25 protein-coding genes and 1 pseudogene are annotated in these 26,190 nt (G+C 49.4%); 20 read left to right on the forward strand and 6 right to left on the reverse strand.

The window, feature by feature from the left end; genetic code table 11:
- Positions 1-189 precede the first annotated feature (189 nt).
- The 3 genes from J7445_RS02345 to pdxH form a co-directional block, all read right to left on the reverse strand.
- Positions 190-1,116, reverse strand: coding sequence for an aldose 1-epimerase (locus tag J7445_RS02345; protein ID WP_070656039.1), 927 nt, complete (start codon positions 1,114-1,116; stop codon positions 190-192).
- 74 nt (positions 1,117-1,190) lie between these two features.
- Entirely contained in the window at positions 1,191-2,240 is a 1,050-nt protein-coding gene (locus J7445_RS02350; RefSeq protein WP_049231437.1) for a pseudouridine synthase, read from the reverse strand.
- Positions 2,241-2,474: 234 nt separating this feature from the next.
- The gene (pdxH, locus tag J7445_RS02355) at positions 2,475-3,107 is read right to left on the reverse strand and encodes a pyridoxamine 5'-phosphate oxidase (RefSeq protein ID WP_070656041.1); all 633 of its coding nucleotides are present in this window, start codon (positions 3,105-3,107) and stop codon (positions 2,475-2,477) included.
- Between the two features lie 122 nt (positions 3,108-3,229).
- Here pdxH and dut point away from each other — a divergent pair, with 122 nt between their 5' ends.
- The 5 genes from dut (at position 3,230) to J7445_RS02380 (ending at position 7,876) form a co-directional block, all read left to right on the forward strand.
- Complete coding sequence (gene dut, locus J7445_RS02360; RefSeq protein ID WP_070656081.1) at positions 3,230-3,682, forward strand: dUTP diphosphatase; 453 nt, start codon at positions 3,230-3,232, stop codon at positions 3,680-3,682.
- Positions 3,683-3,848: 166 nt separating this feature from the next.
- Positions 3,849-5,240, forward strand: a complete 1,392-nt coding sequence (locus tag J7445_RS02365; protein WP_070656043.1) for a nucleobase:cation symporter-2 family protein — start codon at positions 3,849-3,851, stop codon at positions 5,238-5,240.
- Positions 5,241-5,362: 122 nt separating this feature from the next.
- Entirely contained in the window at positions 5,363-6,292 is a 930-nt protein-coding gene (locus J7445_RS02370) for a hypothetical protein (RefSeq protein ID WP_146736255.1), read from the forward strand.
- A gap of 419 nt (positions 6,293-6,711) precedes the next feature.
- Positions 6,712-7,251, forward strand: coding sequence for a hypothetical protein (locus tag J7445_RS02375; RefSeq protein ID WP_070656047.1), 540 nt, complete (start codon positions 6,712-6,714; stop codon positions 7,249-7,251).
- Between the two features lie 463 nt (positions 7,252-7,714).
- Positions 7,715-7,876, forward strand: coding sequence for a hypothetical protein (locus tag J7445_RS02380; protein WP_186805549.1), 162 nt, complete (start codon positions 7,715-7,717; stop codon positions 7,874-7,876).
- A 72-nt stretch (positions 7,877-7,948) separates the two neighbouring features.
- On the opposite strand, the gene J7445_RS02385 is transcribed toward J7445_RS02380, so the two are convergent.
- Positions 7,949-8,431 (reverse strand): acyl-CoA thioesterase, encoded by a 483-nt coding sequence (locus tag J7445_RS02385; protein WP_070538991.1) that lies wholly within the window; start codon positions 8,429-8,431, stop codon positions 7,949-7,951.
- 129 nt (positions 8,432-8,560) lie between these two features.
- Positions 8,561-9,637 (reverse strand): magnesium/cobalt transporter CorA, encoded by a 1,077-nt coding sequence (gene corA, locus J7445_RS02390; protein ID WP_390614083.1) that lies wholly within the window; start codon positions 9,635-9,637, stop codon positions 8,561-8,563.
- Positions 9,638-9,853: 216 nt separating this feature from the next.
- On the opposite strand from corA, the gene J7445_RS02395 reads away from it, so the two are divergent.
- From J7445_RS02395 to J7445_RS02445, 12 genes and pseudogenes are all read left to right on the forward strand, one after another.
- Positions 9,854-10,261 (forward strand): hypothetical protein, encoded by a 408-nt coding sequence (locus tag J7445_RS02395; protein ID WP_019270559.1) that lies wholly within the window; start codon positions 9,854-9,856, stop codon positions 10,259-10,261.
- A 133-nt stretch (positions 10,262-10,394) separates the two neighbouring features.
- Positions 10,395-11,354, forward strand: a complete 960-nt coding sequence (locus J7445_RS02400) for a DnaJ C-terminal domain-containing protein (RefSeq protein ID WP_019270560.1) — start codon at positions 10,395-10,397, stop codon at positions 11,352-11,354.
- A 15-nt stretch (positions 11,355-11,369) separates the two neighbouring features.
- Positions 11,370-11,663 (forward strand): chaperone modulator CbpM, encoded by a 294-nt coding sequence (locus J7445_RS02405; protein WP_070656051.1) that lies wholly within the window; start codon positions 11,370-11,372, stop codon positions 11,661-11,663.
- Positions 11,664-11,942: 279 nt separating this feature from the next.
- Positions 11,943-12,674, forward strand: a complete 732-nt coding sequence (locus J7445_RS02410; protein WP_070656052.1) for a uroporphyrinogen-III synthase — start codon at positions 11,943-11,945, stop codon at positions 12,672-12,674.
- Positions 12,661-14,175 (forward strand): uroporphyrinogen-III C-methyltransferase, encoded by a 1,515-nt coding sequence (locus J7445_RS02415; RefSeq protein WP_070656054.1) that lies wholly within the window; start codon positions 12,661-12,663, stop codon positions 14,173-14,175. Before J7445_RS02410 ends, J7445_RS02415 begins: the two co-directional genes overlap by 14 nt.
- Entirely contained in the window at positions 14,172-15,395 is a 1,224-nt protein-coding gene (locus J7445_RS02420; RefSeq protein WP_070656056.1) for a heme biosynthesis protein HemY, read from the forward strand. The genes J7445_RS02415 and J7445_RS02420 overlap by 4 nt, the downstream gene beginning before the upstream one ends.
- 119 nt (positions 15,396-15,514) lie before the next feature.
- Positions 15,515-16,576 carry a uroporphyrinogen decarboxylase gene (hemE, locus tag J7445_RS02425; RefSeq protein ID WP_039409976.1) on the forward strand — a complete coding sequence of 354 codons (1,062 nt, stop codon included), beginning with the start codon at positions 15,515-15,517 and terminating at the stop codon, positions 16,574-16,576.
- 305 nt (positions 16,577-16,881) lie between these two features.
- Positions 16,882-18,375 carry a cardiolipin synthase gene (gene cls / locus J7445_RS02430; protein WP_070656057.1) on the forward strand — a complete coding sequence of 498 codons (1,494 nt, stop codon included), beginning with the start codon at positions 16,882-16,884 and terminating at the stop codon, positions 18,373-18,375.
- A gap of 77 nt (positions 18,376-18,452) precedes the next feature.
- A pseudogene (locus tag J7445_RS12420) lies at positions 18,453-18,515 on the forward strand (transposase); the annotation flags it as partial.
- A 216-nt stretch (positions 18,516-18,731) separates the two neighbouring features.
- Positions 18,732-18,914 (forward strand): hypothetical protein, encoded by a 183-nt coding sequence (locus J7445_RS02435; protein WP_083310428.1) that lies wholly within the window; start codon positions 18,732-18,734, stop codon positions 18,912-18,914.
- Positions 18,915-18,933: 19 nt separating this feature from the next.
- Positions 18,934-19,389, forward strand: a complete 456-nt coding sequence (locus J7445_RS02440; RefSeq protein ID WP_070656059.1) for a hypothetical protein — start codon at positions 18,934-18,936, stop codon at positions 19,387-19,389.
- Positions 19,390-19,427: 38 nt separating this feature from the next.
- The gene (locus tag J7445_RS02445) at positions 19,428-19,718 is read left to right on the forward strand and encodes a hypothetical protein (RefSeq protein WP_070656061.1); all 291 of its coding nucleotides are present in this window, start codon (positions 19,428-19,430) and stop codon (positions 19,716-19,718) included.
- A gap of 96 nt (positions 19,719-19,814) precedes the next feature.
- Here the strand turns inward: J7445_RS02445 and J7445_RS02450 are convergent, their stop codons facing one another.
- Positions 19,815-20,738 carry an RluA family pseudouridine synthase gene (locus J7445_RS02450; RefSeq protein WP_070656063.1) on the reverse strand — a complete coding sequence of 308 codons (924 nt, stop codon included), beginning with the start codon at positions 20,736-20,738 and terminating at the stop codon, positions 19,815-19,817.
- Between the two features lie 1,354 nt (positions 20,739-22,092).
- On the opposite strand from J7445_RS02450, the gene hisS reads away from it, so the two are divergent.
- The 3 genes from hisS to der all read left to right on the forward strand — a co-directional run bounded on the left by hisS (position 22,093) and on the right by der (position 25,959).
- Positions 22,093-23,388 carry a histidine--tRNA ligase gene (gene hisS, locus J7445_RS02460; RefSeq protein ID WP_070656065.1) on the forward strand — a complete coding sequence of 432 codons (1,296 nt, stop codon included), beginning with the start codon at positions 22,093-22,095 and terminating at the stop codon, positions 23,386-23,388.
- Entirely contained in the window at positions 23,389-24,018 is a 630-nt protein-coding gene (locus tag J7445_RS02465; RefSeq protein ID WP_019270571.1) for a YfgM family protein, read from the forward strand.
- A 483-nt stretch (positions 24,019-24,501) separates the two neighbouring features.
- Positions 24,502-25,959 carry a ribosome biogenesis GTPase Der gene (gene der, locus J7445_RS02470; RefSeq protein ID WP_070656067.1) on the forward strand — a complete coding sequence of 486 codons (1,458 nt, stop codon included), beginning with the start codon at positions 24,502-24,504 and terminating at the stop codon, positions 25,957-25,959.
- Positions 25,960-26,190 lie beyond the last annotated feature (231 nt).

Here is a 26,190-nt window from a genome sequence, read left to right on the forward strand (position 1 = left end):
TTTTAATACAGTTTCTTTGTTAAAATAATCTTAATATATTGTTAATTAAGAAATTATTATTTTGAGTGTTGGCGGTGTGCTGCGGCATTTTTGGGACGAATGTGTCGTTTAAAAATCAAAAAGGTCGTCTGAAAACCTGATTGGGCTTTTTCAGACAACCTATGCTTTGCCGGTGAAGATTCGGGTTGTTTATGGACGGTTGGCTGCTATATGGTAGCGCGTTTCAAATGCGGCTTCTTCTCCCGCGTCCAGCTTGATTAACCCTAAGCCGTTGTTGAAACAGTCGGGTGCGCCGCTGAGGTTTTCGATGGCGATGGAGTCGCGGGTCGGCGGGGTGAAGATTTGCAGGTAGGGATAGGATGCGTCAGGGTAAATGCTCAGGGTCAGTCCGTTGCCTGAAAGTGTGCAGGCGGCGGGTTTGCTGCGTGCCAAGACAAAGCTGTTGTCCAATTCGATGCCTGTCAGGCTTGAGGTCGTCTGAAAACGGGTATCGTCGATGATGCTGCCGTCAGGAACCAAATCGGCATCGAAGCCCAAGTGTTTGCTGCTGTCGATTTCCAGCGACCAATCGTCGGCTTTGCCGCCGAGCGTGAAATAGGGGTGCCAACCGTCTGCGAGCGGCATGGCGGTTGTGCCTTGGTTGTGTACGGTGGAGCGGATGCTTAAGCCGTCTGCACTGAGGCGGTAGCGGACGGTCAGGCTGAAGGGGAAGGGGTAGCCGCTGTCGTCTTGTGCGTAATCTGCGCGGATTTCGACTTCGGCGGATTGGTCGTCGGCATGGCTGTTGACGAGGGCAAACTCGCGGTCATACATCAAACCGTGTGCCGCGTGTTCGGCGAGTTTGAATTTGCCGCACTGATACGCTTTGCCGTCAAAGCTGTATTTGCCGTGGCGCAGGCGGCAGGCGTATGGGCTGAGTTTGCCGCTGCGGAACCATTCGGTCAGGCTCTCGCGGGCGTGTTGCGGGGTGTCGTAGGCTTTGACGATGTTGAACCATGTACCATCGGGGCGGCGGATTTCGTAGCGGTTGAGCAGTCCGCCGTAAAGATAAATTTCCGCGCGCAAATCGGGGGAGGCGAGCAGCAGGCGGTCGTTGTCGGTTTTGAGTGTGAACATGAGGCGGCTCCTGATTGGGGTTGGGGCAGGGTGTATAAAAGGTCGTCTGAAAAGTTTTCAGACGACCTTTGCGGTCAGGACTTCTTCCGGCGGCGTTCGCCCGGCAGTAGCATGTCCGCCCATTTGATGATGTTGGCGACTTCGGCGGGGTTGAGTTCGTAGAACTGTCCGCGTTTGAGGCGGTTGGGTAGGCCGATGGGGCCGAAGCCGACGCGCACGAGGCGGCTGACGGTGAGGCCTTGGCTTTCGAATATGCGGCGCACTTCGCGGTTGCGGCCTTCTTTAATCACGACGTTGTACCATTTGTTCGCGCCTTCGCCGCCTTGTTCGTAGATGCGTTCGACTTTTGCCAAGCCGTCTTCGAGCATCACGCCTTCTTCGGTGAGGCTGCGCATTTGTTCGGTGGTCAGCCCGCCCAGTACGCGCACGGCGTATTCGCGTTCGACTTCAAAGCTGGGATGGGCGAAACGTTGGACGAGTTCGCCGGAGGTGGTCAGGATGAGCAGGCCGCTGGTGTTGATGTCCAAGCGTCCGATGGCGACCCAGCGGCTGCTGGCGGCCTGCGGCAGGCGGTCGAAGATGCTGACGCGGCCTTGCGGGTCGTCGCGGGAAACGATTTCGCCTTCTTGTTTGTAATACAGGATGATGCGGGGCAGGCGGTCCGCCCATTTGAGCTTAATGATACTGCCTTTGACGGTAACGTGGTCGTCGGGGGTGACTTTGTCGCCCAACTGCGCGGTTTTGCCGTTGACCGTTACCCAGCCGTTGTTGATCCATTCTTCCATTTCGCGGCGGGAGCCGACGCCGGACGCGGCAAGCACTTTTTGCAGGCGTTCGGGTTCCATGCGCGACAGGTCGCTGCGGCGCTCTTTCAAATCGCGCGCGCGTTCCATGATTTTTTGGTTGGGATTGCGGACGACGAGTTTTCTGGCTTTGGCGGCGCGCTGTTTGGGGGCGTTTTGCGGCTTGAGGTCGTCTGAAACTTTTTGTCCGTAAGGTTGTGAAGCGGCTTTGCGCGTTTCGTCTTTGGGACGGGCTTTGTTTTTGAAAGGTTTGGCGGTTTTCTTGGCAGACGGGGCTGCGCCGTCTCGCCATTGGCGTTTGCTGGTGGGTTGCTTGGACATGGAGTTCTCCTAACGCGTTTGATGGCAGCGGGTTGAATTTGAAGCAGGACAAGGCAAGTCAAATTCAACCCGCTGCGGAAAACGGTTCTTCTGCGGCGGTGGCGGCAGGATAAGTTACGGATAAAAGGCCGCCTGAAAACGAATGAAACGAGTTTTGTTAAAACGTTTTTATATTTCAGACGACCTTTTGCTGGAGTCGGGATTTTACCCTATCGGCTTGAAGCTGTGGGAAGTTTAAGGCGACAGCCGCTCGCGTATCCAGTTGCCGTCAACCAAGCGGTATTGGATGCGGTCGTGCAGGCGGCTGGGGCGGCCCTGCCAGAATTCGATGCGGTCGGGAATGACGAGATAGCCGCCCCAATGCGGCGGACGCGGGACGTGCAGCGGGTGTTTCGCGCCTACGGCAGTGGCTTTGGCAACCAACATCGCTTTGCTCGACAACACTTCGCTTTGCGCGCTTGCCCATGCGCCGATGCGGCTGGTGTAGGGGCGGCTGTCGAAATATTCGTCCGAAGCGGCGGCATCCAGTTTTTCGATGCGTCCTTCAACGCGCACCTGCCGCTCCAGTTCCGGCCAGAAAAACGTCATGGCGGCAAACGGATGCGCGTCAAACGAACGTCCTTTGCGGCTTAAGTAATTGCTGAAAAAAACGAATCCCCGCGGATTGACCTCTTTCAGCAGCACCATGCGGCTGTTCGGCCTGCCGTCTTCGCCCACGGCGGCGACGTTGACAGCGGTCGGCTCGTTGACTTGCGAATGAATCGCCTCGTTCAGCCATTGCTCGAACTGGACAATCGGGTCGGCATGGCATTCCGATTCCGACAGTTCGCGCTTGCTGTAATCTTCGCGGATATTGTGCAAATCCATGATGTCCTCCGATACTCACGTTTGTTTGAATGAATCATACCCCGTTTTTTCAGACGACTCCAACGATAGGGAGGGGGAAAATGTGTATAATCCGCGTCAAATCAAATGAAACGGAAAAAATCATGCAAACCGAAGTCGAACTGAGAATCCTCAATCCGAAAATGGCGGACAAACTGCCCGCCTACGCCACGCCGGGTTCTGCCGGACTGGACCTGCGCGCTTGTTTGGACGAAGCCGTGACCCTGCAACCGGGCGATACCTACCTTGTTCCGACCGGTCTGGCGGTGCACCTTGCCAATCCCGACTACGCCGCCGTTTTGCTGCCGCGTTCCGGTCTGGGACACAAACACGGCATCGTCTTGGGCAACTTGGTCGGACTGATCGATTCGGACTATCAGGGCGAACTCAAAGTCTCCGTGTGGAACAGGGGCAAAGAAGCGTTCACCATCGAGCCGATGGAACGCATCGCGCAAATGGTCATCGTTCCCGTCATCCAAGCCTCGTTTAAAGTCGTGGACGAATTTGCCGCCAGCGAACGCGGCGAAGGCGGCTTCGGCAGCACGGGCAAGGCGTAAACCGCCTGTTCACATACAAAGGTCGTCTGAAAACTTGCAATGCCGGTTTTCAGACGACCTTTTGCCGTATTTGTATTGCAGGCTGAAATTGATAGAACGTGCAGTATTGGTTACAATTTCGTTTCTTAAAATTTTTTAACGTTTGACAACAGATAGAAAGACTGCAATGGCTGGAACAATGAAAAAACAGGCGGATTCGCCTGATTTGGTGTACGGTTTGGAGGATAAACCGCCATTCGGAAATGCCTTATTAAGCGCGATCACGCATCTTTTGGCGATTTTTGTGCCGATGATTACGCCCGCGCTGATTGTGGGCGGCGCGCTGGAATTGCCGGTGGAGATGACGGCGTATCTCGTGTCGATGGCGATGGTCGCGTCAGGTGTCGGCACTTATTTGCAGGTCAACCGATTCGGGCCGGTTGGTTCGGGGATGCTGTCCATCCAGTCGGTGAATTTCTCGTTCGTTACCGTCATGATTGCGCTCGGCGCGGGGATGAAAGAGGGCGGATTGACCAAGGATGCGATGATTTCGACGCTGTTGGGCGTGTCGTTTGTCGGCGCGTTTTTAGTGTGTTTCTCGGCGTGGCTTCTGCCGTATTTGAAAAAAGTGATTACGCCGACGGTCAGCGGCGTGGTCGTGATGCTGATTGGTCTGAGTTTGGTACACGTCGGCATTACCGATTTCGGCGGCGGCTTTGGTGCGAAGGCGAACGGCACGTTCGGCTCGATAGAAAACTTGGGGCTGGCGTCGCTGGTGTTGCTGATTGTGTTGATCTTCAACTGCATGAAAAACCCGCTGTTGCGCATGAGCGGCATCGCGGTCGGGCTGATTGTCGGCTACATCGTCGCGCTGTTTTTGGGCAAGGTAGATTTTTCCGCGCTACAAAACCTGCCGCTGGTTACGCTGCCCGTACCGTTTAAATACGGTTTTGCTTTTGACTGGCACGCGTTTATTGTGGCGGGCGCGATTTTCCTGTTGAGCGTGTTTGAGGCGGTCGGCGATTTGACCGCGACGGCAATGGTGTCCGACCAGCCGATTGAAGGCGAAGAATACACCAAACGCCTGCGCGGCGGCGTGTTGGCGGACGGCTTGGTATCTGTCATCGCGACGGCTTTGGGTTCGCTGCCGTTGACGACTTTTGCGCAAAACAACGGCGTGATTCAGATGACCGGCGTGGCTTCTCGTCATGTGGGCAAATATATTGCTGTGATTTTGGTGTTGCTGGGTTTGTTCCCCGTGGTCGGACGCGCGTTTACGACGATTCCGAGTCCGGTTCTTGGCGGTGCGATGGTTTTGATGTTTGGCTTGATTGCGATTGCGGGCGTGCGGATTTTGGTCAGCCACGGCATCCGCAGGCGCGAAGCGGTGATTGCGGCAACGTCGGTCGGTTTGGGCTTGGGCGTAGCGTTTGAGCCGGAAGTGTTTAAGAACCTGCCCGTCTTGTTTCAAAACTCCATTTCCGCCGGCGGCATCACGGCAGTTATCCTGAACCTGCTTTTGCCGGAGGATAAAACCGACAAAGTCGTCGAAATCAATACCGAGGGGCTGGAGCATTAAGTTTCAAGCGTAAACAAAAAGGTCGTCTGAAATTTGATTTTCAGACGACCTTTTTGATAATCCTATTACATAAATATGACGTTCGTGGAATAATCCGCAAACTTTAAAAATCAGGTAACTATATGATTAAAAGAAAGAAAATAATTTTTGCGATTTTAACTTCAGTTATCTTGTTCTCAATTTATTTTTTCAGCAATTACCGTATCTTCTTTTCACCTTTTGAAATCCTCAGCAACAAAACCATAGAGCAGAACCTGCAAGGGATTTGCGTGGATGAGGGAAGGAAATTGAGCAAGGAAGAGCTGCTGAGGCGGGCTTTGGTCAGCTATTTCACGCATGAGTCGTCGGGGCAGTATTTCGATGACCCATCTGACTATGCCTGGAAGGACAGATGCCCTACTGAGAAATCGTGTCAGTTGTATATGATGCCCGCTATCGAGATGGGGGATTATATCTTTGACAAGGAAAAAAGAATCTCGCTATTAAAGGCGAGGAATAACGGAGTTACATTCAGCAGGGCGGATCAGTTTTTTCCAAAAAATGTCCGCTACCAATCGCACAAGCTCCCCTTCGGATTTTATGCCTCAAACAGGTTCAGTTCTTTTTACCCTTATGATTGCTGCGGTATCAAGGAAAAGTCAGAGTTGTTGAAAGCTGATTATCCGTTTCAAGGGACTCCCAGTTTTCTTTCAAAAAGAGGGGTTGGAAATTACTTCTTAGATTTGAAAGAAGTAGATTTTACGGGAGAAAGGGCTGAAACCTATTATCGCAGATATATTATTATTAATAACTGTGGATTATATCTTCCCGAAAAATATTCCTCTGTAACGGGAAATTATACAAAACATATGACTACAAGTTACGGATTTCTTCTTACACAGGATTTTACAAAATCCGTATCTACCCCCCCCCCTACTGGTTGCTGGAAATGGATTAATGGCAAACCTGATGATTCTGTAATGAACTCCCTTTCAAAATCATTTGATTATATGTTTCATTACCAAACCCTTTGGGATGGTAATGATTTTTACAGTTGTCCTAAGAAACCTTAAATCACACGAGGAAATGCAATAATGTCTCAAACTAAAAAATTTGTTTTGGATTTGTCTGGAAATTATACAAGCGAAGTATTGTATGAGATGTATTCATTTGGTTGTTTAGGTTTAGTGTTGAAATGTTGTCTGAAAATTTCAGACGACCTTCTATATTAGAAATATAACTACTGGGTAAAAACGCTTTGTCTTTTTATTCCATTTGTGTAGAATATTTCAAGCTGATAGATATTTGATTATCCTAATGATCAATTAGGCAATTTTATTGTTAGATATGATGGAACGGTTATGGCAGCGGTTGCTTATTACATTTTTATTTTAGTCATTGGAATTATTCCTGGGTTTAGGATTGGGGCAAGGTTCTACAGAAAAAGGCATTCGGAGCATTCGGAAAGAAAGAGAAAGGTAGGAACTTAATTATGATAGGTATTCTTTTCCTGATTCTTCATATTATTGTCTTTGGGGCGGTCGGGTTTGTGCTTGGGGTGGCATTTGAGTGGCAGTATGCAAAGCAGAATACTCTACTTGATTGTAAAAAAACAAAGTTATATCTCTTTATAAGCCTCATTCTAGGATTTGGATTTATGTTCTTTGATGAGCTAATAGGATTGATTCAGTTTAAAAAATTATGTAATCAATCCAGTATTGTATTTCTGCATAATCCTAATGAGATAAAAAATAAGAATTTAATAAAAGTAAGATATAAAAAAAGTAATGTTAGATTTTCTTTTTTAGAAATTTATTATTATAAGAAAGAATATGTTGATTCTCATGGAGAAAAATATATTATCGTTTATCCTTATGTAGCTAAAGGGGGGTGGGTTTCAAAAGTATTGAATGGAGCTGTGGGAGCGGAGAAAACCCCTTTTCTTTTCTCTAATAGATACTGTAATCTTCATTATATTAACTCAATTGATAAGTTATATAATTTTAATATAGTCAAAGAGATTGATTTCTAGGTGTATATATATTTTAAAATCATACTATGGAAATTATTATCAATACTATTAAAAATATGCGTATTAACTCATTATTGAGTGGTGCGGTTTATACAAAATTAATTGAAGCTGCTAATTCAGGTTCAACAGGATTGAGAGACATTGTAAGGGAAAGCAAGACGTAGCCTGCATAAAGTCTCTGTTTCATCAGATAGGATGTGTGCGGAATGCATGCATGCGGTTGTTTGTATTTGGTATTGCAAGGTCGTCTGAAAATTTCAGACGACCTTTTCAGTAATTCTATTGTATAAATATGACGTTCGTGGAATAATCCGCAAACTTTAAAAATCAGGTAACAATATGATTAAAAACAAGAAAATAATTTTTTCGATTTTAACTTCAGTTATCTTGGCTAGCTGATGCAGTTTATACAGATATTCAAAAACTTAGGGATAATAGTGCTCGGGATAATATGGAGGATATAATGTCAGAACGTATGTCCTCGTATCGAGTGAAATTCATTGCTAATAATTTTGAGATTGTTGCTGCTTTAGAAAAAAGTAACCTCTATCAAAATGGTTTCGCAGCAGCAGTATGGAAAGGAAAGGGCGGCACCTCTTACAAAGGTAAGCTCTTTCGTAAATAAAAAGGTCGTCTGAAACCTGAAACATGGTTTTCAGACGACCTTTTTCTTTGAATCGGTTTTATCCGTCCGTTTTCAGCATCCGCAAGAAGTTTCGTCCGATGTCTGAAGGCTCAAAGCTTTGCGTTTTTTGGCTTTTTCGTAACGGCAGCGTTGACGCTCGGTAGTAATTTCCAGCGGCGGGACGGGAACGGGTTTGCCGTCTTCAACCGCGACCATGGTGAAGTAGCAGCTATTGGTATGGCGCACTTCGCCGGTGCGGATGTTTTGCGCTTCGACGCGGATGCCGATTTCCATGGAGGTTCTGCCCGTGTAGTTGACGCTGGCGTAGAAGGTTACCAAGTCGCCGACGTGTATCGGCTCTTTAAACAAGACTTTATCGACAGACAGGGTAACGCAGTAGTTGCCGCTGTAACGGCTGGCGCAGGAATAAGCGACTTGGTCGAGCAGGCGCAAAAGTTCGCCGCCGTGAACGTTGCCGCTGAAATTGGCGGTGTCCGGCATCATCAGCTCGGACATGATGAGTTCGTGTGAAGGGAGTTGGCGGGCTTGTTCCATGATGTTCCTCTTTTTGAAATAAATGTTTGTGTTGAAACGGGCGGTCTGAGAGTAGTTTGAATGGTTTCAGACGACCTTAACGAGTGTATTTAATATATGAACATACGGCAATTGGATTTTTTTATGGGTTTATAACCATTTTCTGCGCGAGAAGAAAATCAGCAGCCCGACGATGATACACAACATCAAACCCAAGACCATAAAATAGCCGTAATGCCAATGTAGCTCGGGCATATTGTCAAAGTTCATGCCGTAGATGCCGGTGATGACGGTCAGCGGCATGAAGATGATGGTGATGACGGTTAGGACGCGCATTTGCTGGTTCATGCGGTTGGACTGGAAGGAAAGGTAGATGTCCATCATGCTCAACACCATGTCGCGCGAGGCGTCGAGCGATTCGAGAAGCTGCATGTTGTGGTCGTACACGTCGCGCAGATAGACGGTGGACTCGCCTTCGAAAATGGCAAAATCGCCGCGCACGGCAAGCTGATAGAACACGTCGCGCAAAGGTAAGAGCGTGCGGCGCAGGCGGACGGCGTCGCGCTTGAGGCGGTGGATTTTGCCGAGAATGTCGCTGTTTTCATTTTTAAACAGGGATTTGTCTATGGATTCGACGCGGTTGTTGTACTCTTCCAAGACGATGAAATAGTCGTCCACGATGCGGTCGAGCAGGCAATAGGCGAGGAAGGCTGTGTTTTTGCCGAGGATACCACGCGGGTTTTCGCTCATTTGACGGCGCAACTGGCTGAACAGTCCCAGCGGTTTTTGCTGGAACGACAACACGAAATCCTTGCCGATAATCAGATACACCTGGTCGGAATTCAGTTTGCCGGCGGCGGTGTAGTGATAAACTTGCGCGGCGATAAACAGATAATTGCCGTAGTCTTCGATTTTGGGGCGCTGTTTGCGGCTGAGGATGTCTTCGATGACCAGCTCGTGGATGCCGTAAGGTTCCAGCGCGTGTTTGAGGAGCGCGGCGTTGTTGATGCCGACAAAGTGCAGCCAGTTAATCTGCCCCGCTTGCGGACGGACGATGTCGGGCAGTTTTTTACCCGCGAGATAATCGTGCTGGGCAAACGTATCGGCGGAATAAAGCGTCTGGTGGATGGCGGAACGCGGCGCGTTGTCGGTATTGCTGCGTGGGACGGTTTGGTCTTGCGGGATTTCTGCGGGTATTGTCTCGGGAGCGGGTGGTGTGTTCATCATGATTGAAAAGGTATGTCTGAAGGTCGTCTGAAAACGGAATGTTTTTTCAGACGACCTTGGTTTTAAATTATTAGCATTGTAACAGAGTAGGGCAGGTACCAAGGTCGTCTGAAAATTCAAAGGCGGCGCATATTCAAAGCATGTCGTTTCGGGTATAGTATCGCTTATTGGTACACGGTTGTTTCCTTTGCAGGAAAAGATTTTGGAGCTGTAAAAATGTTTAAACGTCCTGAAGAAATCATTGTTTTGGTGCTGGCTGTTTTATGGGTGGTTTTGACGTATTTTCTGGCCGCATTTTGTGGGGCGGATGCTTATACGGTGATGTTGATCACCGGGCTGACTTTGATTTGGACGGCGGTATGTTTCCGCTTTTGGCAAAAGGGCTGGGAGCGCAACATTTGGCCTGTTTTTTTAGGATGTCTTGTTGCTTGCTGGTGGCCGATGTTGGATTGGCTTGCCGTCAAAGATATTATTGTGCCGAATTCTGAAGCAGCGGCGATTGTGGTTGCAAAACCTTGGTACGCAAACTGGATTTTCAAATCTTTTCTGGCTTTGCTGCCTGTCGTTGCCGGATATGCATTGAAATGGAAAAGATCGCGTCATGCCCGAAATTTGGTTGGTTAAGCATCCAATCACTTTGTAAAAACGCCGTTTGCCGAAACGGCGTTTTTTACTTCCGTCCGACTTGATTTTAGAGCGATTGCCCTTAACTACAAATCCAATAAAAATTTTGGATATTATTAATCAAAGGAATAACATGGCAGAAAAAAATTATTACGAAATATTGGGCGTCGCTAAAGATGCGGATGAAGCCGCTATTAAAAAAGCCTACCGCAAGCTGGTGCGCAAATACCATCCTGATGTGAGCAAAGAACCGGATGCCGTTGAGCGTACGGCGGAAATCAACCGTGCTTACGAGACGCTTTCCGATAAGGAAAAACGTGCCGAGTATGATGAAATGTTGGCAAACCCTTATGGCCGCAACGCAGGGGGCAATCCGTTCGGACAAGGCGGGAACCCGTTCGGCAACGGTTTTGACGGCGGAGGTTTCCGTTATGAGTACCGGGAAGGAGAGCCGTTCGGCGCGGGTGACTTTAATTTCGAAGACTTGTTTTCATCGTTCCGCCACGCCGGCTCACGTCCCGAGCAGCCGCGCGGTCCCGTCAAGGGAGAGGATCAACACGCCGAATTGAGCATTGATATTTATGCAGCCTATACCGGTGCGGAGCGCAGTCTAACTTTGAATGTGCCGACTTTGGACGAATACGGCCGTATGGTTTACCAAAGCAAAACCCTCAACGTCAAAATCCCCAAAGGCATCGCCGAAGGCCAGCAAATCCGTTTGGCAGGGCAGGGGTTGCCGGGCAGCAATGGCGGAGCGAACGGGGATTTGTACTTGAAAATCAAGTTCCACGACCGGCCGGACCTATACGTCAAAAACAGAAAAGACGTATATCAGACGATAGACGTCAAACCGTGGGAGGCAGTATTGGGTGGCAAAATCATCGTTCCTACTGCATCCGGCCGCTTACAGGTCAATCTGCCTGCCAACACTCAGAGCGGCAAAACCATCCGCCTTAAAGGCAAGGGTATTCCGGCAAAAGAGGCGGGAGACCTATACTTGAATATCCGCATCAATGTCCCTGTTGCGGAAAGTGAAGCCGACCGTGCCGCATGGGAGAAACTGGCAGAACATTTCGCTGCGAAACACGCATGAAAGAAAGGATAAACCATGACGCAATCCACCGACATCACATTGACTTTTGAAGAAATCATTGCTGTCAGCCATTGCCGCCGCGATTGGCTGTTGGAACTCATCGAGGAAGACATCATCAGCATAGGCGGCAAGCCCGAACAAACTACGTTCAGCGGTTTCCACCTTGCACGCATCCGCCGCGCACAGCGTCTGAGCCGTGATTTTGAGGCCGGCATCCCGGCGTTGGGCTTGATTATGCGGCTTTTAGATGAAGTGGAGGAGCTGAGGAAAGCACAGCGGCCATCGGTGTTACTGGAAGAGGAAGGATAATAAGGCGTTGTTATGTGTGAAGAAAGGTCGTCTGAAAACGAAACAGGTTTTCAGACGACCTTTTAAGTATGGCCAGATAACAAGGGTCTGGGACAAATCGAAATATAGCTTGGGCTTTATCTGAAAACTCCCAATACAATCAGAATCGACGTTGTACCGTCTGTTTATTTGCTGGATTTGATGGATTCCCACCTATGTCGGCATTGCGGTTTTATATTTACTTTTTCTCATATTTTTTGTACAACTTGGGTTTAATCTTATTTAAAGAGGTCGTCTGAAATGCCTGTCATGCTGATTGTCCGTCCGTCCGCGCGTGCGGGAGATGATATACGCACCTGTTCACAGGCTGGGTGGCGTGCGCGGGTGTTGAGTCCGGTTGAAATCGAGCCGGATGAAACGGCGTTACGTGGCTTGGAAGAACAGTTTTCCCGTGCGGACGCGGTGTTTTGGGTCAGTCCGACGGCGGTTGAAACCGCTGCGCCGTATGTGGATTTTTCAGACGACCTGAAGGTTCAGATTGCGGTCGGGCAGGCAAGCGGTCAGGCTTTGCAGCAGTGTGGCGCGAAAAATGTGTCTGTGCCGCAAGAAGGCAACGACAGCGAGGCAGTGTTGCGGCTGCCGGTTTGGGATAGTTTGCCTCAGGGCGCGCGCATATTGATTGTGCGCGGACGCGGCGGGCGCGATTTTTTGGCGGAGTCGTTAAAGAAAAAAGGCTTTGCGGTGGAAATCGCGGAAGTGTATTTCAGACGACCTAATGAATTGAATTGGCAGGATTTTGATGCCGAATCCATTGATGCCGCCTTTATCGCTTCGGGCGAACTGGTACGCGGGCTGTTTGCGCAGGTTCCGCCGCAATTTTCCCGATTCTTCGAATCCTTGTTATACTTCACCCATCATCCACGCATAGCCGACGCGCTTCGCGAGGCGGGTGCGCGCCACATACGGGTCGTCGCTTCTCTGAAAGCGGCACTTTCATCATTTCCTAAGGAGCAAACCGATGAGCCGGTCTGAAGACAATCCATCCGAAGCAAACGAAGCCGGTCGGCCGATTATCGTCGACAGTCAGGGCAACGCGGAGTCGTCTGAAACAGCGGCTCCAAAAAAGGCAAAACAGCCTAAAACCTCCGAATACTCAGGAACACACATGTCTGAATCTAAAAATCTTCCTCAAAACCAACCCGCCCCCGTCATCATCAAACAATCCGGCGGCAGAGGGCTGGCGGTAGGCGCGCTGGTGCTGGCGCTGCTGGGTTTGGGCGCAAGCGGCTTTTTGTTTGTGCAAGGACAAAATGTCTTGAAAAACCAAGAGCTTTCGTTTAACCAAAAGCTCGATAAAGCCGCCTTGGGCGAATCTGAAAACGCTTTACTCCTGAAAGACCATCTAAACCGCCAAACCGCCATCCAAGCCGAATTGGAGCGCTTGGGCAAAGCCCAAATGGCAAACAGCGAACAAATTCTGTTAATGCAAAAAGCGTATCAGGAGCTGACCAAAGGGCGCGTCAACTGGCTGGTTGACGAAGCGGAAACCATGTTGAACCTCGCCTCGCAGCAACTGCTCTTATCAGGCAATGTACAAGGCGCAGCGGCGGTATTGGAACACATCGATGGTCGCCTGAGCCGTTTCGACCAGCCCGAACTGCTGTCCATCAAACAAGCCGTCAGCCATGATTTGGCGGCATTGAAAAACCGTCCTTATGTCGATATTTCCGGCACGGCGTTGCGCCTTGATCGTTTGGAAACCGCCGTTTCCGGCCTGCCGCTGGTGTTGGACGGCGTATTGCAGCCGGGCGAGCAGGCGCAAAGCAACGGCGCATCTTCAGGCTCTTGGTGGCAAAATACTTGGGATAAATCTTTGGTTGCACTGAAAGGGCTGGTGGAAGTCCGCCGACTCGACAATAAAGACGCGATGCTGCTTTCGCCCGAACAGGCGTATTTCGTCCGCGAAAACCTGCGCCTGCGCCTTTTGGATGCGCGTACCGCGCTGATGCAGCACAACGGCGAGGTTTATCAAAGCGATTTGAACTACGTCGAAGCGGCGGTCAAACAATACTTTGACGGCAAATCGCCCGCAACACAGGCATGGCTGAAAGAGTTGTCCGAATTGAAAGCGCTGGATGTACGCATGATTTCAGACGACAGTTTGAAAGCCAGCCTCAGCGCAATCCGCGCCTATCAAGACGGTACGCGCACTCCGGTTGCGCTGCCCGAACCCGTAACAACCGCCGCGTCCGCGCCCCTGCCCTCCGCCGCGTCCGAAGCTGCCGCTCCTCAAACCGCCTCGCAGGTGAATGAAACTGCTTCCGCACCGAAAACCGCACCGGCTCCAAGGGCTCCCCATCCTGCCAAAGCAAGACCCGCCCCTGCCGCCCAAACAGACGCGAAGCCTTTAGAAGCTCCGGCGCTGCCTTCCGAGGCCAAACCGCAAAACATTTCCAAGCCGGAAAAGAAAGCGGCTCCTGAGAAACAAAGCCATCCTGCCGCCGATGCTGAGACCAAAGGAGGCCGTGCATGAAAGCCGTCGTCTGGATTGTCGTTTTATTTGCTGCCGCAGTCGGTATCGTCCTAACTTCCGGTATTTACACGGGTAATGTCTATATCGTCGTCGGACAGGTCATGATGCGGGTCAACCTGCACGCCTTTATCTTAGGGCTGGTCCTGTTTGTCGTTACCCTGTATTTCCTAATCAAATTCATCGTCGGCCTGATGAACATCCCCGCCCGTATGCAGCGTTTCGGCACGGCGCGCAAAGGCCGTCAGGCAGCCGTCGCTTTGAACAGCGCAGGTTTGGCGTTTTTTGAAGGCCGCTTTGAAAAAGCGGAGCAGGAAGCCGCCAAAGTATTGGAAAACAAAGAAGCCGGCGACAACCGCAACCTCGCGTTGATGCTGGGCGCGCACGCCGCCGACCAAATGGAAAACTTCGAACTGCGCGACCACTACCTGAAAGACATTGAAAAACTGCCGAACAAACAGCAGCTTTCCCGCTATCTGTTGTTGGCAGAGTCCGCACTCGGCCGCCGCGATTATCCGACCGCCCTGGAAAATCTGAACGCCGCCGCGCGTATCCATCCCAACCTTTCCCGCCTCGCCCGCCTGCAACTGCGTTATGCCTTTGACCACGGCGATGCAGAAGATGTGTTGGCGAAATCCGAAAAATTGATGAAAGTCGGCGCGATTAACGATTTTGAAGCGGAACAATACCAAAGCTGGGCATACCGCCGCCTGTTGGCGGAAGCATCAGACGCAGCCAGTCTGAAAATCTGTCTGAAGCGCATTCCCGAAGCACTCAAAGCGGACGAATTGTGTGTCGCCATTGCCGAAAAATACGAGCGTCTCGGACTCTATACCGAAGCCGTCAAATGGGTGCGCCAATACTACCCGCAAAACCGCCGCCCCGAACTTTTGGAAGCCTTCGTCGAAAGCGTCCGCTTCTTCAACGAACGCGGCCAGCAAAAAGCCATCGACCTTGCCGATTCTTGGCTGAAAGACAAACCCGACGACGCGCCGCTCTTGATGTACCTCGGACAGCTTGCCTATGGCCGCAGCCTGTGGGGCAAGGCGCAAAGTTACCTCGAAGCCAGCATCGCCCTGCAACCGAGCATCGCCGCCCGCCTCATGCTGGCGCGCGTACTCGACGAAACCGGACAACCGCAAAAAGCTCAGGAACAGCGGAAATTGGTTTTGGAAGCCGTCTCCGATGACGAACGCCACGCAGCGTTGGAGCAGCATAGCTGAGTTTGGGAAACATCTTTATCTATCTCCTTTTCAGACGACCTTTCATTGCGGAAACCGCCGCAAAGGTCGTCTGAAAACCGTTTTCCTTCCCCGTTTTACAAACAAACCGAAAGCCCCACATGACCTCTTTGAAAAACGACACCTTTCTCCGCGCCCTGCTCAAACAGCCCGTCGAATACACACCGATTTGGATGATGCGTCAGGCGGGGCGTTATCTGCCCGAATACAAAGCCACACGCGCGAAAGCGGGCAGCTTCCTCGATTTGTGTAAAAACACCGAATTGGCGACCGAAGTCACCATCCAGCCCTTAGACCGCTTCGATTTGGACGCGGCGATTCTGTTCTCCGACATCCTGACCGTCCCCGACGCAATGGGCTTGGGTCTGTATTTTGCCGAAGGCGAAGGCCCGAAATTCGAACGCGCCTTGCAACACGAAGCCGACATTGCCAAGCTGCAAGTTCCCGATATGGAAAAACTGCAATACGTCTTTGACGCCGTCGGCTCCATCCGCAAAGCATTGGACGGCCGCGTACCGCTTATCGGTTTCTCCGGCAGCCCGTTCACGCTCGCCTGCTATATGGTCGAAGGCGGCAGCAGCAAAGAATTCCGCACCATCAAAACCATGATGTACTCGCGTCCCGATTTGCTGCACAAAATCCTCGACACCAACGCCCAAGCCGTTACCGCCTACCTCAACGCCCAAATCGACGCGGGCGCGCAGGCCGTGCAGATTTTCGACACTTGGGGCGGCGTCCTGAGCGATGCGGCGTTTAAAGAATTCAGCCTCAAATACATCCGCCAAATCGTTGCTGGTTTGAAACGCGAAAGCGAAGGCAGACGCGTTCCCGTTATCGTGTTTGCCAAAGGCGGCGGGCTGTGGCTGGAGGGCATGGCGGAAATCGGCGCAGACGCATTGGGCTTGGACTGGACGTGCAACATCGGCGAAGCACGCCGCCGCGTCGGCAACCAAGTCGCCCTGCAAGGCAACTTCGACCCGTTTGCCCTCTTTGGCACGCCTGAATCCATCCGCACCGAAGTCGCGCGCATCCTAGCCGACTACGGAAACGGCAGCGGCCATGTCTTCAACCTCGGACACGGCATCAACCAACACGCCGACCCCGAACACGCCAAAATCTTAGTCGATACCGTACACGAACTGTCGCGCCAATATCACGCTTGATTGAGCGTGTAACGTAAAAGGTCGTCTGAAAAATCGCCATACTCGTTTTTCAGACGACCTTTGTATATACTCATCATCTGAACCTTACCGCCTCAAACCAGTCAGACTCAAAAATATAGTGGATTAACTTTAAACCAGTACGGCGTTGCCTCGCCTTAGCTCAAAGAGAACGATTCTCTAAGGTGCTGAAGCACCAAGTGAATCGGTTCCGTACTATCTGTACTGTCTGCGGCTTCGTCGCTTTGTCCTGATTTAGTTAATCCACTATACATCCGCTCCCGACATTCCTCTACCGCCTATCGAACATGACTTTTCTAAAAGACATCACCTGGACAGAAATCTTCATTTTCGCCCACACCTGCGCCGCGCTCGGCTGCGTCTTGCGCGTGTTGTACAAACAAAAAAACATTGGCTCCACGTTTGCCTGGCTGATTATCCTCTTCCTTTTCCCTGTCTTCGGCACCATTGCCTACCTGCTTATCGGCGAGCCGCGGCTCGGCACGGCGCGGGCAAAGCGTACGGACGAGATGAACCGTTTTTATCAAGGTTTCGTCGAAACTTACCTGTCTAACCTTTACCTTGATATCGGCGACAAAGTCAAATCCCGTTATCACGGCATCAGCAAAGTCGCTGCGAGCGGAACGGGACTTGGCGCGACGCGCAACAACGCCATGACGCTGCTGTCCACCACCGATGAAATCATCGACACCATGCTTGCCGACATCCGCGCCGCCCGCCATTCCTGCATGCTCGCCTTCTACATCATCGAACCCGAAGGCAGGATAGAAGAACTGTTAAACGAACTCCTCGCCGCCGCCGACAGAGGTTTGGATTGCGCCATCCTCGCCGACGCCGTCGGCAGCAGCCGCTTTTTCGACAGCGGCTGGGTAGAAACCCTGCGCGAAGCCGGCGTAGAAGTCCACGCCTCATTGCCCGTCGGCGTCTGGCGCACCTTCTTCACCCGCACCGACCTGCGCAACCACCGCAAAATCCTCGTCATCGACAGCAAAATCGGCTACACCGGCAGCTTCAACCTCGTCGATCCCCGCTTCTTCAAAAAAGATTCAGGCGTCGGCGAATGGGTGGACGTCATGATGCGCTGCACCGGCCCGCTGGTACTCGAACTCTCCGCCGTCTTCTTTGCCGACCTCGCCGTCGAAACAGACGAAAACCTCGAAGGCGTACAGCAATATCTGACACAGGCACAAGAGCGCATTCCCGAAATCCTTCCCGAAAAAATGCAGCAGGGCGACATCGTTGCCCAAGTCATCCCCTCCGCGCCAGAACAAGGCAGCCACGTCATTTACGAAACCATCATCAGCGCGATTTACGCCGCCACCAAACAAATCACCATCACCACCCCCTATTTCGTCCCCGACGAACCCCTCCTGATGGCATTGACCATCGCCGCCAAACGCGGAGTCAAAGTTACCCTGATCCTGCCTGCCAAAGTCGATTCCCTCATGGTACGCTACGCCTCCCGCGCCTACTACCCCATGCTGCTCGACGCAGGCGTCAAAATCGCCATGTTCGAAGGCGGGCTGCTACACGCCAAAACCATGACCATAGACGAAGACTACGTCCTCTTCGGCACGGTCAACATGGACATGCGCAGCTTCTTCCTCAACCTCGAAATCAGCCTCGCCATCTACGACCGCGACATCACCAAACAAATCTGCAACCTCCAACGCGACTACCTCAAAAACAGCAGCTACATCACCGTCAAAGCATGGCAGCAACGCTCCAAATTCCGCGGGCTGATAGAAAATACCGTCCGCCTGATGAGTCCGCTGTTATAGGCAGGCTTACCGTTCGTACAAAACCAAAGGTCGTCTGAAAAGCTTGGAACCTTTTTCAGACGACCCTTTTGTTTGGATATAGTGGATTAAATTTAAATCAGGACAAGGCGACGAAGCCGCAGATAGTACAGATAGTACGGAACCGATTCACTTGGTGCTTCAGCACCTTAGAGAATCGTTCTCTTTGAGCTAAGGCGAGGCAACGCCGTACTGGTTTAAAGTTAATCCACTATAACAGTTGTCAGCCCAAAGACAGATGGATAATATAAACCGAATATTTTTCATCTCGCCCGCGCCCCGTAAACGAATATTCCCGGGCTTGGTGCTTGTAAAATTTGAGTCAAGAGGCAAAAAAAATGAAAAAGAATTGGAACCAAATACTTGAATCAGCGCAACCCGTGGTTGATTTTTTGTCGTCAGACAGTTTCTTTTCCCGTCCTTATGATGGAGATCGTGAAAGATTTATCGTTACCGCCTCTCCAACAAATTTACTTGTAACTCAGCACCAAATGTTAGAGCATGTTAAAACTGCTAAATAATTAACACGGGATTATTGATATGAATATAACAGGAATAGAATACTTTGTTGTCTCAAATAAAAAACCTGATATTGTTTTGAATGGTTTCAATAAAGCAATAGCTGAGCTATGGCCAAATTGCATTATTTATGAGGATGACAAACTATTTGATGGCAGTTTTTTTTATGGGTATGTTAAAGATCATGAAATGGAGAATTTCTCAGAAGAGAATGCTTATAAACTCGATCAACATGGAGAAGGCCAAATATCATTGGCATGCCAGTACTATCGTTCATTAAGAATGAATACAATGGCAGATTATGCGTATTATGATGGATATGAAGACCTATATGATGACTGTCCTAAAGACAGTATCTTGAGAAAGAATATTTTTATACTTCATGAAATGTATTACTACACTCTTATATTACCGGATACACATGAACATCCTTTTAGCAGAAAAATAATTAATATTTTAGAGGAAATTCTTTTATAAGAATCTGAAATATAATTCAATTAACCAAGAATATAGAGATGATTTTTAAAAATTTTGAAGAGTTTGAATCGAAGTTAGATAACCTATATGATAATGAACAATACGACATAGCCGATAGAAGCATGGAAAATCAGATAGATAATATTTGCAAACTATCTTCCTTTGAGGAAATTGATCAGTATCTATGGTTTTATGCTTCTGTCGCCGGAGATTGCGAATCTTTCGGTAGATTTCAGAAATTATGTAGAAAATTAGTGTCTTTAAACAAGATAAAATCGAGTGATTTAGCCAAATATGAAGAAAAATGTCCTGTTAACAGGTGGTTTTAGTTAAGGATAGATCGGCTCAAAACCTAACATTTAAAAAGGTCGTCTGAAAAGCTTGAAATCCGTTTCAGACGACCTTTATCAAAAACAACCCTATCGCTACAACTTAAAACCGCTTTCAAACATCCGTGCCTGTCCGCTGACAGGATCGGTAAACTCAATTCGTTTTGCCAAAAGTTTTAAAGGTTTCCCATAATCCTCATCACCCGCCGCAGACGGAACGGGATAAAGCGCATCGTTCATCAGCGGCATGCCCAGGCTCATCATATGCACGCGCAGTTGGTGTTTCTTCCCTGTATGCGGCGTAAGGCGGTAGAGGCTGAACGCGCCGCGGTTTTCGATAAGCTCGATTGTTGTGTGCGCGTTCGGCTCACCTTCCACTTCAAGTGTCGTAAAAAACTTTTCCCCACGCACCATGCGTGAAGAAACATTTAGCGGATAAGCCAAATCCGTCCGCGTCGGCGCGATTGCCTCATAAGTTTTGCAGACAGTTTTATTTTGGAACATGGTTTGATAATCTCGGCGTGTGGCAGGATTGTGCGACAGTAGCATGACCCCTGCCGTATCCTTATCCAAGCGGTGAATCGGCGTAATGTCCGCTACATTCAAATGCTGCAATTCCGGCCGCAGGCGCAGGCGGGTCAGCAGCGTTTCACGCAAAAAACGCCCGCTGGGGATGACGGGTAGAAAATGCGGTTTATCAACCACAATAAGATGCTCATCAACAAACAGAATCTTCTCTTCAAACGGAATCCGCGGTTCGCTATCTCTGCTGGTTTCACGGTAATAAAACATCATCTTGCCCGCTTCAAACACCGTATGCTCGTTAAACGGTGCCCCGTCCGCACCTACCACAAAACCGCTGTTCAGCCGCCTGCGCCAATTTTCTTCACCGACAAAAGGAAAACGTGTGCAGAGAAAATGCAGGAGCGGCAGGCCGTAAAACTCTTTTTCATGCGGCAGCACCAAATAGCTGGGCTTTACACCGTTTAAAAGGGGGAGGGGATTAGAAGGTTTTTTCATGTGGCGGATTGCTTATAGAAAAAATTGTCTGAAAATGATTGAATGGTTCTGTAATTGATAAACTCAACTGTCTAAACGGCTTTAAGCTTTTAATTTGGATTTTGTCATCATTTATTTTAAAAAATTTACAAAAAAAATTGTTGACAATAAATATTTGAGAAATTAATTTTTGAAAAAATATGGTGAGAAATAGAGAAAGACATGAAAAATATTTTAATCCCAATTTTTCCCTTGTGCCGTCTGTTGCTTTAGCTGAACTTCCTTTAAATTTAGAGTCATTGTAGATTGATAGGGGAAAGGTCAAATCATGATATGCTGTCAGTTATGTATAGTGGATTAAATTTAAATCAGGACAAGGCGACGAAGCCGCAGACAGTACAGATAGTACGGCAAGGCGAGGCAACGCCGTACTGGTTTAAAGTTAATCCACTATAAGTAGTGAAAGTCGGCATTCGGAATTATCTTCTACTATCTATATCCAAAAAGGCTCAGCAAGTTTTATTTCCATTCCAGCTGAACTTCGAAAAAATAATCGAAATACGAATATGGGTTTGAGTATGGTAGGCATACGTTATGTCATAAGCGAAAAGGCAGAATTGTATGATAACGTCAGTTATTTATGGGTGGAAAGCCGTAATTTAAATGGTATGCTAAAAATAAAGCCAAGGATAAGAGCCTATCAAATATCAATTAGGGATTAATTATAATGCTGTTTAGGACGGTAAAAATCCGGCTTTATTAAATCATTTGTTGGCTGTTGGCAGAGTTGTAGAAGGAGCTGTCGGTGGATATGCACCATCATATTGATCCGAACCTTCTCCATCAAGAAAGCAGCCGCTGACTCCTAGTTGAATGGTGATGCGAAATGTCAAATTTTTACATAACATTTGCTTTGATGATTGCATTCAATATTATTTTACGCAAATTATATATAAAATTTGCTTGTAAAAATGGTTGGTGTGAGTTCATCTATTATTTTGTTATCTTTTTTATTAATGTTCACATATTTGTTCGTTATGTGAAATGGTGAGATACACGGCAGTCAAGATGATATATGTTGCGTATATTTATTTTTTATGAATATTATGCTGATAGTGTTAACTTTTATACAAATTATTTATAGAGAGGATGCTGAACGTGATACGTCGTTTTTTACTCGAAGTCCGAAACGTCAGACGGAGTTCGCAGTCTGACAGATAAAATGGTGGCGTGCATTTTGAATTTGAGCGAAAAGGTCGTCTGAAAATTTTTTCAGACGACCTTTTCGCTCAAATCCTTCGTTGCCCAAACCTCACAACTCCTTAAAAATCAGCTATAATTGCCGACTATTTTGATTCCGGTATCCCTATTTGAAATGGCACAAAAAATCCAATCCGTCAAAGGCATGAACGACCTTTTGCCCGTCGAACAGAAAGATTTCAAGCTGACCGCTGCGTTTTGGCAGGCGTTTGAAGATGTGGTCGGCAGCTGGACGCGTGCTTATGGTTATCAGCAAATCCGTACGCCTATTGTCGAGCAGACGGGTTTGTTTGTCCGCTCCATCGGTGAAGAAACCGATGTGGTCGGCAAGGAAATGTATACTTTTTCCGATTCCAACGATTCTTTGAGCCTGAGCCTGCGGCCGGAAGGTACGGCATCCTGCCTGCGCGCGGTGGTCGAACACAATTTGTTGTACAACAGCCCGCAAAAGCTGTGGTACATGGGGCCGATGTTCCGCCGCGAACGCCCGCAAAAAGGACGCTACCGCCAGTTTCATCAAGTCGGCATCGAGGCGTTGGGTTTTGAAGGTCCGGACATCGACGCCGAAATCATCGCCATGTCGGCGGATTTATGGGACAAGCTGGGTATCCGCGATTACCTGACTTTGGAAATCAACAGTTTGGGCAATCGCGAAGAACGTGCGGCGCACCGTGCGGCTTTGGTCGAATATCTGACCCGTTATGAAAACAAATTGGACGAAGACAGCAAACGTCGTCTGAAAACCAATCCGTTGCGCGTTTTGGATTCCAAAAATCCCGATTTGCAGGAAATCTGCAATGCCGCGCCGCATCTGACCGATTATCTGGGCGAAGAGTCGCGCAATCATTACAGCCGTTTCAAAGCCATGCTGGAAGGCTTGGGCATCCGATATGTTGAAAATCCGCGACTGGTGCGCGGCTTGGATTATTACAACCAGACTGTTTTTGAATGGACGACCGACAAACTCGGCGCGCAGGCTACGGTGTGCGGCGGCGGACGCTACGACGGTTTGATTGAAGAACTCGGCGGCAAGCCCGCTCCGTCCATTGGTTTTGCAATGGGTATCGAGCGTTTGCTGCTGCTGGTTAGCGAATACGGTTCGCTGGAAGTCAATGCCGCGCCTGACGTGTACGCCATGCATCAGGGCGAGGGCGCGGATTTGCAAGTGATGAAATACGCACAAGCCCTACGCGCACAAGGTTTCAACGTGATGCAGCATTCCGGCTATCAAAGCCTGAAAGCGCAAATGAAAAAAGCCGACAACAGCGGCGCGCGCTTTGCCCTGATTGTCGCGCAAGACGAATTGGCGAACGGTACGGTTACACTTAAAGATATGAACGGTGCACACGGTCAGCAAACCGTCGCCACCGACGATTTAATCCACACTTTACAACAATGGAAGAACGCATAAATGGCAGCCCATCTCGAAGAACAACAAGAGTTAGACAATTTTAAATACTTTTGGAAAACTACCGGCCGATGGCTGTTTGCCCTGCTGATGGCGGCGGCGTTGGGCTATTTGGGCTATACCATGTATAAAAGCCATAAAGCCTCGAAAAATCAGGAAGCTGCTGCGGTATTGGCGAAAATCGTCGATAAAATGCAGGCAAAAGCCTCGCAAGCCGAAGTTAACGCCGATTTGACCAATCTTCAGCAAAACTATTCTGATTCCATTGCCGCAGCGCAAGCGACGCTGATGGCAGCTGCGACCGAATATGATGCCCGCCGTTACGACGTGGCTGAAGGTCATCTGAACTGGGTGTTGCAAAACCAAAAAGCCCCGCTGGTTCAAGCATTGGCGGCGCAGCGTTTGGGTATCGTTTTGTTGCAGCAGAAAAAATACGATGCCGCGATTGCAGCATTGAACACCAAAGTTGAAGCCGATTTCGAGCCGCTGCTGTTGGAAGCGAAAGGCGATGTTTACGCCGCGCAAAACAAAACCAAAGAAGCCGCGCAAAGCTATCAGCAGGCTTTGGAAAAGCTGCCAAAAGACGCCATTGAACGCGAATTGCTGCAAATGAAGCTGGATTCGCAAAAATAAGGTCGTCTGAAAAATTGAGAGACGTATGCGGCTTGTCGGAATCTTTCCGGCAAGCCTTGTCTGTTTTAATTGTGTTCCACTTTATATAGCGGGAGACCTTTGCAATAACATAGGTTACTAAAATTTTATGCTCAATCTCATTTTCAAAATGCAAAATTTTTCTGATTTTTCCTAATTTTTGCTCAATATTAGGAAGGTTTTAGGCAATTGAAAATTTTTTGGCGCATTTTTATGCGTCAAATTTCGTTAACAGACTATTTTTGCAAAGGTCTCAGCGGATTAAAATAAAAATGAGACAAGGCGGCAATGTCCGCCGTGTATAGATCGTACATAAGGACGTTGGCAATGCCGTATCATTGCAATTTTCATCCACTATATTTTCAGACGACCCCTTATCCTTTTTAACCCACCGTGTTTTGAAAAACACCTGCTCGTGTTGCAGGTTCGCTTCCGAACCGACACTTGACACAGAAAGACTCCATCATGAAACCCACCATCGCCCTTGTCGGCCGCCCAAATGTCGGCAAATCCACCTTGTTCAACCGCCTGACGCGCACCAAAGACGCGCTTGTGCACGACCTGCCCGGCCTGACCCGCGACCGCCATTACGGACACGGTAAAATCGGCAGCAAACCTTATCTCGTCATCGATACCGGCGGTTTTGAGCCGGTTGTGGACAGCGGGATTTTGCATGAAATGGCGAAGCAGACTTTGCAGGCTGTCGATGAAGCCGACGCCGTCGTGTTCTTGGTGGACGGTCGCACCGGTCTGACCCCGCAAGACAAAATCATCGCCGACCGCTTGCGCCAAAGCCCGCGTCCCGTTTATCTGGCGGTAAACAAAGGCGAGGGTGGCAACAGAGCCGTGCTTGCCGCCGAGTTTTATGAATTGGCATTGGGTGAGCCGCACGTTATTTCCGGCGCGCACGGCGACGGTGTGTATTACCTGATTGAAGAAATTTTAGAAAAATTCCCTGAGCCAGAAGCCGAAGAAACAGAAGTCAAGCATCCTGTCTTTGCCGTTATCGGTCGTCCGAATGTCGGCAAATCTACGCTAGTTAACGCCATTCTCGGCGAAGAGCGCGTGATTGCCTTCGATATGGCTGGCACGACGCGCGACAGTATCCACATCGATTTCGAACGCGAAGGCAAACCGTTTACCATCATCGATACCGCAGGCGTGCGCCGTCGCGGCAAAGTTGACGAGGCGGTGGAAAAGTTCTCCGTTATCAAAGCCATGCAGGCGGTTGAGGCGGCAAACGTTGCCGTTTTGGTATTGGACGCGCAGCAGGACATCGCCGACCAAGATGCCACGATTGCCGGTTTTGCCTTGGAAGCAGGGCGCGCGCTGGTGGTTGCCGTCAATAAATGGGACGGCATCAGCGAAGAGCGCCGCGAGCAGATCAAACGCGACATTTCCCGCAAACTGTATTTCCTCGATTTTGCCAAGTTCCACTTCATTTCCGCATTGAAAGAACGCGGCATCGACGGATTGTTCGACAGTATTCAGGCAGCCTACAACGCCGCCATGATCAAAATGCCGACACCGAAAATCACCCGCGTCCTGCAAAGCGCCGTCGAACGCCAACAGCCGCCGCGCGCAGGTTTGGTGCGCCCGAAAATGCGCTATGCCCACCAAGGCGGCATGAATCCGCCCGTGATTGTGGTGCACGGCAATTCGCTGCACGCGATTTCCGACAGCTATACGCGCTACCTGACCCAGACGTTCCGCAAAGCCTTCAATCTGCAAGGTACGCCGCTGCGGATTCAATACAATGTTTCGGAAAACCCGTATGAAAATGCGGAAGACAAGCCGAAGAAAAAACCGCTGCGCCGCGTCAGCCTGAGCAACCGTATCGAGAAACGCGAAGGCCGTAAGGAAGAGAAAAACCGTTTTAAAAAGAAAACCAAAGTCAGCGTGAAAAAACAGCACAGCAAATAAATCTGACGAAACAAGGGGCGCGCCGCGAGGTGCCCCCCCTTTTAGATTGCAGCCGGAACGAGTAGGGCGGTTGGGGATGAAGCCTTTTTGGAGTTGGTTGGCTAAGATTTTGTAATAAAAGGATTTTGTTTAATGGCAAGGTCGTCTGAAAATCCAAATCCTCCGCCGTATGTCTGATTGCAAAAATTGTTTGTATTGAAATGAATTTTTAATACATTAGGGTAAAAAATC

Source organism: Neisseria sicca (assembly GCF_017753665.1).
Lineage (GTDB): Bacteria > Pseudomonadota > Gammaproteobacteria > Burkholderiales > Neisseriaceae > Neisseria > Neisseria flava.